This window comes from Pseudomonas congelans, assembly GCF_900103225.1.
Lineage (GTDB): Bacteria > Pseudomonadota > Gammaproteobacteria > Pseudomonadales > Pseudomonadaceae > Aquipseudomonas > Aquipseudomonas congelans.
The window spans coordinates 75460-82777 of the sequence record NZ_FNJH01000007.1 but is presented as its reverse complement, the minus strand read 5'-3'; the positions used below and the strand labels follow the sequence as shown (position 1 = coordinate 82777).

The 7318-nt window shown below is 61.4% G+C and carries 7 protein-coding genes; all 7 read right to left on the bottom strand.

Features of this window, described 5'->3' with window-relative positions:
- Nucleotides 1-50: 50 nt before the first annotated feature.
- Complete coding sequence (locus tag BLR20_RS21015; RefSeq protein WP_054992480.1) at nt 51-680, bottom strand: glutathione S-transferase family protein; 630 nt, start codon at nt 678-680, stop codon at nt 51-53.
- 69 nt (nt 681-749) lie between these two features.
- Nucleotides 750-932 (bottom strand): hypothetical protein, encoded by a 183-nt coding sequence (locus BLR20_RS21010; RefSeq protein ID WP_010432367.1) that lies wholly within the window; start codon nt 930-932, stop codon nt 750-752.
- Nucleotides 929-2062 (bottom strand): PepSY-associated TM helix domain-containing protein, encoded by a 1134-nt coding sequence (locus BLR20_RS21005; protein WP_010432370.1) that lies wholly within the window; start codon nt 2060-2062, stop codon nt 929-931. Before BLR20_RS21005 ends, BLR20_RS21010 begins: the two co-directional genes overlap by 4 nt.
- Before the next feature lie 121 nt (nt 2063-2183).
- On the bottom strand, nt 2184-3164 hold the full coding sequence (locus tag BLR20_RS21000; RefSeq protein ID WP_054992479.1) for a FecR domain-containing protein: 981 nt from the start codon (nt 3162-3164) through the stop codon (nt 2184-2186).
- On the bottom strand, nt 3161-3679 hold the full coding sequence (locus BLR20_RS20995; protein ID WP_010432377.1) for an RNA polymerase sigma factor: 519 nt from the start codon (nt 3677-3679) through the stop codon (nt 3161-3163). Before BLR20_RS20995 ends, BLR20_RS21000 begins: the two co-directional genes overlap by 4 nt.
- A 288-nt stretch (nt 3680-3967) precedes the next feature.
- On the bottom strand, nt 3968-5674 hold the full coding sequence (gene betA / locus BLR20_RS20990; protein ID WP_010432379.1) for a choline dehydrogenase: 1707 nt from the start codon (nt 5672-5674) through the stop codon (nt 3968-3970).
- A gap of 140 nt (nt 5675-5814) precedes the next feature.
- Complete coding sequence (gene betB / locus BLR20_RS20980; protein ID WP_032612302.1) at nt 5815-7287, bottom strand: betaine-aldehyde dehydrogenase; 1473 nt, start codon at nt 7285-7287, stop codon at nt 5815-5817.
- Nucleotides 7288-7318: the final 31 nt, after the last annotated feature.

The window sequence follows — 7318 nt, the reverse complement described above, 5'->3', positions numbered from 1 at the left end:
TCTGGACGCTCTGCGTCCTGTCTTGACTGTGCGGCGCGGCGCAGATTGACTCAGACCGGCGGCTGGGTCGCGATCATCGATGGCCGTTGACTGACGTCCAGGTACCAGGCGGCCAGGCGCGGATAGGTGCTGCGCCAGTTGAGATCCGGCTGGCGGAAATCCAGATAGCCGAGTGCAGCAGCGACGCTGATCGATGCGACATCGAAGGAACTGCTGAGCTCGGTGATCGCGTTGCTTTCGAAGTACTGCAGCGAGCGTTCAATCTTCTGCTGCTGATTGTCCAGCCACTGGTCCCAGTGTTTTTCCTGCGGACGCAAGGCGGTTTCGTAGCGGATCAGCACCGCAGCATCCAGCACCGCATCGGCCAGCGAAGCCAGGGTCAGGCGCCTCCAGCGTGCCGAACCTTCCCGGGGGATCAGAGGCAGCCCGACGTGCTGATGGTCGAGATAATCAAGAATCACCCGGCTGTCATGAATGACATTGCCGTCGGCCAGCCTTAACGCGGGGAGCTTGCCGGCCGGGTTGTCTTCATTGAGCTCGGCAGACGGGCTGACCGGCGTCAGCACTGTGCTCTGCAACTCGACACGATCGAGCTGAGCGGTTTCATGCAGCATCACCATCACCTTGCGGGCGAAAGGTGAAGCCGCGTTGAAGTACAACGTCATCGTGGGCGCTGACATGGGTATTCCTCGAGTGAGACAGGATCCTAGACTAGTCAGCCTTTGGCGCGTCTGCAATCAGCGTTTCAATCAGCCGCGCCGTATCAGCAAGCCCCTGATACTCAACAGGGCAGCCGCCCCCATCCCCAGCCACGCCAGCGTATCCCACCAGCCGTCACCCAGCAGCGCCGCGAAGAGCCCTATGCCGATAAGCAGCGCTATGACGGCGGGTATCGCAAAGGTCTTCCAGAATCGCGATGGCCTGGAGCTCATCGCGCCACCTGAGCCTGAACAACGCTCACCGAGCGCGCGGCGCGACGCCTGACCCACCACAGATAAACGCCGCTGCCGAGTACGATGATGGTCAGCACATCCAGCACTGCCCAGAGAATCTTCATCGGCATGCCGCCGTAATCGCCGAAATGCAGAGGTTGCGACATGCCCAGTGCATCCATGTACCAGGGACGTTCGACCACGGCAGTGACTTGCAGGCTCTGCGCGTCGATCAGCACCGGCGTGGCGAGGTGCGCAGTCAGGTGCGTATTGCCCTTGAGGAACACCGCGTAATGATGCTCGCTGGAGAAGCGCGTGCCGGGAAAGGCGATGAAATCGGCCTGCATGCCGGGCGCAGCGGATTCGGCAATCTCCAGCAAGCGAGTTGCCGGAGCCCGCTGGGTCAACGGTGGCGCATCCTTGTAAGGGGCGATCATGGTGGCCAGCGCGTCATTGCGCCAGGAAGCGATAAGCAGGTCGGCACAGGCGCTGATCACCCCGGTCACGCCGACCACCAGCGCCCAGGTCAATGTCACTACGCCGATCAGGTTGTGCAGGTCCAGCCAGCGCGTGCGCGTGGATTTATTGACCCGCACCTGACCGAACTCCAGCTTGCGCATGAACGGCGCATACAACACGGTCCCGGAAACGATCGCCACCACAAACAGCAGGCCCATGAACGCCAGCAACAGCTTGCCGGGCAGATTGGCGTACATGTCTACATGCAGGCGCAGCATGACCATCATGAAGCCACCGTTGGCAGAAGGCATCTCCAGTGCCTCACCGGTGCGCGCATCAAGGGCGAAGGTGTGCGAGGAGTTGGGCTCGGTGCCGGCGGTTGCAGCGGTGATTGCCATTACACCATTGGGGTCTTCGTCGTCCCAGCCGAAATACTGCATCACCTCGCCGGGGCGATGCGCTTCGGCAGCCCTGGCCAATTGCTCCAGGTCCAGGCGTGGCGTGTCGGCAGGCATCTCCTTGTAATGCGGAGCGTCGCCCAGCAGATGATCGATTTCATGATGAAAGATCAGCGGCAGGCCGGTGACCGCCAGCATCAACAGGAACAGGGTGCAAATCAGGCTGCTCCAGGTATGCACGATGGACCAGCGGCGCACGGTTTGGCTTTTCATGGTTTATCCACAGACGAAGAGACGCAGCGCTGAGCGCGTCCCCGAAATGACTTGTAAGACTAAGCCGCTCGAAACCGAAAAAGTGTCAGGGCGATCCGCTGTCTGCATGAACGGGTATGTTTCAGAGTTTTGCCGGATTACCGGGCTGTTGATCCCTGGGCAGCACGGACACCCACCACGCGGTGTGCTGCTCTATCTGCACGGGCAAGGTCGGCAGCAGCGCCTTGAGCGCCAGGTCGGTGTCTTTCAACGGGAAGGTGCCGGTCACCCGCAAATCAGCCACCTTCGGGTCGACGCCCAGGTGTCCTGTCCGGTAACGCCCCAGTTCAGCGAGCATGTCTGCCAGTCGCGCGTTGTCCACCACCAGCATGCCGCGCGTCCAGGCGTCGACGCCGGAAGGCAGGCCAAGCAAAGGGCCAAGTCCGTTGCGGGTCAGCAGAACCTGTTGGCCCTCGCGCAAAACCTGTTCACCAGAGGCGTTGCGCGGGTCGGCGACAACCGCCGATTGCAACACGCTAAGCAGTGTTCCATCGGACTCGCGTCGGACCAGAAAACGCGTACCCAGGGCGCGCATCTTTCCATCCGCTGTCTCGACGATGAAGGGCCGCGGGTCGTCATGATCGCCGGTCTGCACCAGTATTTCACCGTCCTGCAGAATGACCCGACGTTGCTGCGCATCGAAGCGCACATCGATTGCGCTGTGGGTGTTTAGGCGAATCAGCGTGTTGTCCGCCAGACGCACGTCGCGCTGTTCACCGGTGGCGGTGCGCTGGTCGGCAAGCCAGTAATCTATCGGCAGATAGCGGTCGCCGACGAACAATGCCAGGCCCAAGGCCATGAACACTCCGGCCAGACCGCCACCGAGCTTGCGCAAACTGTGTCGCAGGGCACCCGGTGACTGTTGCAATGCCTTGCGTGCCGGACCTGCGGGCAAAGCAAAGCGCTGATTGACCATGCCCAACTGGCTCCAGGCCCGGGCATGCTCTTCGTCGGCGGCCAGCCAGCGCGCTAGCTCGACGTCATTGCCGCCGTTGCTGTCCATGTTCAGTTGCCACTCGATGGCCGCATCGAGCACTCGGGCAGAGACCGGTCTGGTGTTCACGTTGGCTCACCGTAAAGCGCCACGTAGCACTGACGCATGGCCTGAGCCAGGTATTGCCTGACACGCGAGACCGAAACGCCCAGTCGCTCGGCAATTTCAGCGTGCCCCATCGCGTCGAGGCGACTGTACAGAAAGGCTGCCCGCGCCTTGCTGGACAGGGTACCGAGCATGCGGTCGATGGCCTTGAGGTCTTCCAGAATCAGCATCTGCTCTTCCGGAGAGGGCTGCTCGGCCTCGGGCACCTGCATCAATTCCCCGAGGTAGGCCTGCTCCAGCGCAGCACGTCGGAAGTGGTCGAACATCAACCCTTTGGCGACGGTTGCCAGGAACGCACGCGGTTCTCTGGGCGCAAGCAATTCATGGCGCCCCAGCAAGCGCACGAACGTGTCCTGACTCAAATCCTGAGCACGTTGCGGGCAGGCGACATTGCGTCTGAGCCAGGCCAGCAGCCAGCCGCGATGATCGCGATACAGCGCACCAACGATCTCGCTATGAGTGCTTGGGACTGACGACACGAATGGCCTCGATGAGAAAGTTCTAACTAAAGAGAATCATTCGCGATTGTGGCAGAGCGGAGGGGTAGTGGCAATTCGCGTCTGTCGGGAGAAGGGTCTGAGTCGAGTGGGCGCTCGTACCCATGCTCCGCATCCATTGCGGCGCGGAGCGTCGGGAAATGCATTCCCACACTGGAGCGTGAGGAACGAGAATCTTGTAACTACCGTGCCAGTGCTCCAGTGCGAAATGCATTCCACACTGGAGCATGCACAACGAAAGGCGTCCCGGGAGGACGCCTGGTCGGCAGATCAGGCCTGGTGGCTGATCTCGCGCAGCGGCTTGCCGCGCGCTGGCTTGTCGCCTGCGACGAAGTAGTCGGCAGTGCTGCGTGGCAGCGGCTGGCGACCGCGGATCTTGTCGGCGATTTTCTCGGCGATCATGATCGTCGGTGCATTCAGGTTACCGGTGGTGATGATCGGCATGATCGAGGCATCGACCACGCGCAGGCTTTGCAGGCCATGCACACGACCCTGGCCATCGACAACCGCCATTTCGTCGGTGCCCATCTTGCACGAGCAGGACGGGTGATAAGCCGTTTCGGCATGCTCACGCACGAACTGGTCCAGCGCCTCATCGGACTGCACGTCGATGCCGGGGCTGATTTCGCGGCCACGGTATGGGTCCAGTGCCGGTTGCTGCATGATCTCGCGAGTCAGGCGGATGCCATCGCGAAACTCCTGCCAATCCTGCTCGCTGGCCATGTAGTTGAACAGGATGCTCGGGTACTCGCGCGGGTCTTTGGATTTGACCTGCACACGACCACGGCTCGGAGAACGCATGGAGCCGACGTGAGCCTGGAAACCATGCTCCTGAACGCCCTTGGTGCCGTTGTAGTTAATCGCAACCGGCAGGAAGTGGTACTGAATGTTCGGCCATTCGAACGCTTCACTGGAGCGAATGAAACCACCGGCTTCAAACTGGTTGCTCGCACCGATACCTGTACCGAGGAACATCCACTCGGCACCGATGGCAGGCTGGTTCCACCACTTCAGCGAAGGATACAGCGACACCGGCTGGGTGCAGGCGTACTGCAGGTACATCTCCAGGTGATCCTGAAGGTTCTGGCCAACGCCCGGCAGGTCATGAACCACCGGAATATCCAGTTTGTTCAGCACCTCGGCCGGGCCGACGCCGGAACGCTGGAGAATCTGTGGCGAAGCGATCGCGCCGCCACATAGCAGCACTTCCTTGCGGGCACGGGCCTGGATGCGGGTGTCGCTGTCGCCCACCAGGTACGCCACGCCAACGGCGCGCTTGTCTTCGAACAGGATGCGGTCGGTCAGTGCGTGAGTGACGATGGTCAGGGTCGGGCGCTTCTTGGCCTCGTCCAGATAACCACGGGCGGTACTGGCGCGACGACCGTTAGGCGTCACGGTGCGGTCCATCGGACCGAAACCTTCCTGCTGATAACCGTTGAGGTCGTCAGTGCGCGGGAAACCGGCTTGCACGCCCGCCTCGACCATCGCGTGAAACAGCGGATTGTTGCCCGCCTTTGGCGTTGCAACGCTGACCGGACCTTCACCACCGTGGTAATCATTCGGGCCGATGTCGCGGGTTTCGGCCTTGCGGAAGTACGGCAGGCAGTCGAGGTAGCTCCAGTCTTCGAGACCCGGCTCCTTGGCCCAGCCGTCATAGTCCATCGCGTTGCCGCGGATATAGCACATGCCGTTGATCAGCGATGAGCCGCCCAGACCTTTACCGCGACCGCATTCCATCCGGCGGTTGTTCATGTGCGGCTCTGGCTCGGTCTCGTAGGCCCAGTTGTAGCGACGGCCCTGCAGCGGGAATGCCAGGGCGGCAGGCATCTGGGTACGGAAATCCAGACGGTAGTCCGGGCCACCGGCTTCGAGCAGCAGAACGGTGACGCCTGCGTCTTCGGTGAGGCGGGCTGCCAAGGTGTTACCGGCCGAGCCGGCACCAATGATGATGTAGTCGTATTCGGATTGAGTCGTCATAGAGGCTCCCTCATAGAGCTGCGAGTTTCAAGCCTTGGCCGCAAGCAGAAGCAGCCAGGCGATACTCGTGAAAATGGGGTGCGGCAGGCGTCTTTTGAGTGCGTCTGCTTGAGGCCTGCCGCGTGCCACTGAAACCGTGTTTAGAAAACCGAGGCGTAATCGCCCAGTTCGATCTGTACCGACTTGATGCGCGTGTACTGGGCCAGCGAACTGATGCCGTTCTCACGACCGACGCCCGACTGCTTGTAACCGCCGACCGGCATTTGTGCCGCCGACTCGCCCCAGGCGTTGATCCAGCAGATACCGGCTTCCAGCAGATGAATCACGCGGTGGGCACGGTTCAGGTCGCGGGTCACGATGCCTGCAGCCAGACCGAAGTCGGTATCGTTGGCGCGGCGCACCACTTCATCTTCGCTGTCGTAACCGAGGATGCTCATCACCGGGCCGAAGATTTCTTCACGCACGATGGTCATCTCGTCGGTGCAGTCGGTGAACACGGTCGGCGCAACGAACGCGCCCTTGTCGAACACACCGCCAGTCAAGCGATCGCCGCCGCACAACAGACGTGCGCCCTGCTCTTTGCCCTTGGCGATATAGCCCAGCACGCTTTCCATGTGCTCGAAGCTGACCAGCGGGCCGAAATTGATGTTCTCGTCTTCAGGGTTGCCGGCGCGAATGCGCTTCACACGCTCGAGGATCTTCGCTTCGAACTCGGCCTTCAGGCCGTTCGGCACGAACACGCGGGTGCCGTTGGTGCAGACCTGACCGGAGCTGTAGAAGTTGGCCATCATCGCGATGTCGGCGGCACGGTCCAGATCGGCGTCGTCAAACACGATCAGCGGTGACTTGCCGCCCAGTTCCATGGTCACTTCCTTGAGCGACGAGCTCGAGGCGCTGGCCATGACTTTCTTGCCGGTGTCGGTACCGCCTGTGAAGGAGACTTTCTCGATGCGCGGGTGCTCTGTGATCCAGGTGCCAACTTCACGGCCGCTGCCGGTCAGCACGTTGAATACGCCGTTCGGTACGCCCGCCTCGGTGTAGATTTCTGCCAGCTTCAGAGTGGTCAGCGAAGTGACTTCACTCGGCTTGAAGATCATCGCATTACCCGCCGCCAGCGCCGGGGCGGATTTCCACAGTGCGATCTGGATCGGGTAGTTCCAAGCGCCAATACCGGCTACCACACCCAGCGGTTCGCGGCGGGTGTACACAAATGAAGAGTCGCGCAACGGGATCTGCTCGCCTTCGATGGCCGGCACCAGACCTGCGTAGTACTCCAGCACATCGGCGCCGGTCACGATATCCACGTAGCGGGTTTCGGAGATGGCCTTGCCGGTGTCCAGTGTTTCCAGAGCGGCCAGTTCATCGTTGCGCTCACGCAGGATGTCGACGGCACGGCGCAGAATGCGCGAACGCTCGACCGCAGTCATGGCGGCCCAGATTTTCTGGCCCTTTTCGGCAGCGACAACGGCACGCTCGACATCGTCCTTGCCAGCGCGCTGGATCTGCGCCAGGACTTCGCCGTTCGCCGGGTTGATGGCATCGAAGGTTTCAGGGTTGCTGGCATCGACATAACCGCCATCGATGTAAAGTTTCTGCAGTTCAAAACGGGCCATAAAGTCCTCGCAAATTCAGTGGGGGGCGATG